This window comes from Vibrio genomosp. F10 str. 9ZD137 (assembly GCF_049974785.1).
In the GTDB taxonomy this organism is placed as follows: domain Bacteria; phylum Pseudomonadota; class Gammaproteobacteria; order Enterobacterales; family Vibrionaceae; genus Vibrio.
On sequence record NZ_JBNGCJ010000854.1, the window covers coordinates 1 to 2189 of the forward strand.

The 2189-nt window shown below is 46.3% G+C and carries 2 protein-coding genes and 1 pseudogene; all 3 read right to left on the bottom strand.

What is annotated here, in order from left to right; translation table 11 throughout:
* Positions 1-393, bottom strand: a pseudogene (locus ACP45E_RS19280) (beta-N-acetylhexosaminidase); the annotation flags it as partial.
* An 11-nt stretch (positions 394-404) separates the two neighbouring features.
* Positions 405-1280 (bottom strand): N-acetylglucosamine kinase, encoded by an 876-nt coding sequence (locus tag ACP45E_RS19285; protein ID WP_017037201.1) that lies wholly within the window; start codon positions 1278-1280, stop codon positions 405-407.
* 1 nt (position 1281) lies between these two features.
* Positions 1282-2189, bottom strand: a 908-nt coding sequence (locus ACP45E_RS19290) for a glycoside hydrolase family 9 protein (RefSeq protein ID WP_198927765.1), incomplete at its 5' end; no start/stop codon positions are given.

Sequence of the window (2189 nt, forward strand, 5' to 3'; positions counted from 1 at the left end):
AGCCACGTCAGGCATGTCAGCGCGTTTTCTGTGTGGTGAAGCCAGCGCGATAGGGGTTATAGCAACGCTATGGTGCTCATCTGTTTCGGCGTCAATGAGCACCGCACCTTTAAGGCCATCGGTATAAAAACGAAGTGGGGCAGTGTTGATGCTAAATTCACAATAAAAGTGTGCATTCGCTTTGAGGGTTTCTTGTTTTGGTGTTAACACACAGAAACTGCCAATTTGATTCAATACCCCATTGGACAAACTATCAGGCTGGATAAACCGATCCATAATAAAATTGAACGACCAATTGTTGATGTCTTGATCACTTAAATTGTGTAGCGTAAGTCCAAATCGGCAAAACTGTTTTTGCTCCGAAAGTACTGCTAAATCGACGCGGTAACTCATCATGTGGATCCTCAGTACAGGTTGTGCTTAGTATTGCCAGCAAACATTAACGCCCCTTCGATAGCATCAAACTGTGGCTCAACGATCCACTGCTGAACAGGGGGGGACAACCATGCAACGATACGCTGTGCGATGCTTCCCATGAGGCAAATTTGATTTGCTCCCTTTTTGTTCAGTGCGATTAAGAACATTTCTATATCGTTGGCTGTTTGTCTGAGCATCTCGATGGCAAGTTCATCGCCTTCGTTTGCTAGCTGGAAAATAACCGGTGAAAACTGACCATAATCCTTTGGAATTGCGGTCTTTGACCATTCAACAATTTGGTCTACGTCGCTATTAAAATGCGACATAACATGTTGAGATAGTGCGGTGTCAGGGCGAATGCCATCTTGAGTCAAAAGCACTTGTTGAATGAGCCTTAAACCCATCACCGCGCCTCCCCCTTGATCTGAAATGGGAAACTCTCGACCTCCAACCACATGTTGCTGGCCATCTTTTAATAAGATGCCACAAGAACCCGTGCCACCAATCATGATCGCACCGTCTTTACCGTTATGAGCACCGACGCAAGCTCCGTACGCATCGGTGTTTAATGTGATGCTGGCAAATGGGTGTTCCAGTGCCATGAAGTTCTGCCAAGCCGATTTTTGTTCTGCACCAGCAAGGGCTAAGCCGACATGCATCGATGGGTAGTCGGCGTCAGTTAGCCCACCTTGCTGAACCGCAGCTTCAATGGCATGCATAATAGAGGACATCGCGACATCAACCCCTAACAGGATGTTGGCACTGCCACTTTTTGCCTCTCCGACAAACTGGCCGCTTTGAGTGCGAATACGCGCACGACATGACGTACCGCCACCATCAATACCAACATAGAAAAGCGTCATATTATTTCTCTCCCGTTTTAGAAACAAAGTGCTTATATTGGTTGATTATGGCGAATAAATACCATGCTCCGTGTGGGATCCATTGTTCTCCCCAGCGCCAGTTTTGTAGCATGTCATCCTTTTGGCCGTCGGGATTGAAGGCGATGTCTTGTTCGTTATCAAAGCCTGCTGTGATGCCATTGCATACACCGCCTTTGGCATTGAAAAAGCCTAAATGAGGTAAGTAATCTGGATTATTGTGACCGTGACCATCCAGCATGCACATGTTGTAAGGGTTAAGGCCAACGACCCAGTTTATTGCGTTTTGTGCGTAGTCAGAAAGCTGCTGTTTGAGTGCGCTATCGTCGATGTGTTGCTGTGCCATAAACGCCATGCTAGCCAAGGATCCTAATCGAGCATTTTCACCTTGCCACCAGTAACCACTTTCATTTTTTTGTGCCACGAAAAACGCATCACGCTTCTCACCGTCGACCGATTTCACATACTGTCTTGGGTAACCAAATGGGTTCGACACTTTAGTGGATATAGCAATCTCAAACTGACAAGCTCGGTGAATGACGTGCTTAATTTGTTCGATAAACTCGCTATCCGTTTCTATGTCAAGATATTCACATAATGCAATAACGGGAAGCCCCGCTTCAGCGGCATGGAAGTATGGTCGTGATGCATCTTGGTTTGCAGACCAGAAATATTCGATGTGCTCATCTGAGTGCTGTCTTGCGATCAAACGCTTTGCCCAAGCTCTCGATTCTGCGAGGTATTCTTGCTTATCTGTCGTGCGGAAAAGCTCGGTAGCAGCGACCAGTGCACAGTATTCATCAATAATATTTTCTTCACCATCATTGATGTATTGAGTGTTGTATTCGGTTAAGTGCCAGTAAGCGCTTTCTGCTGCCGCTAGGTAATCTG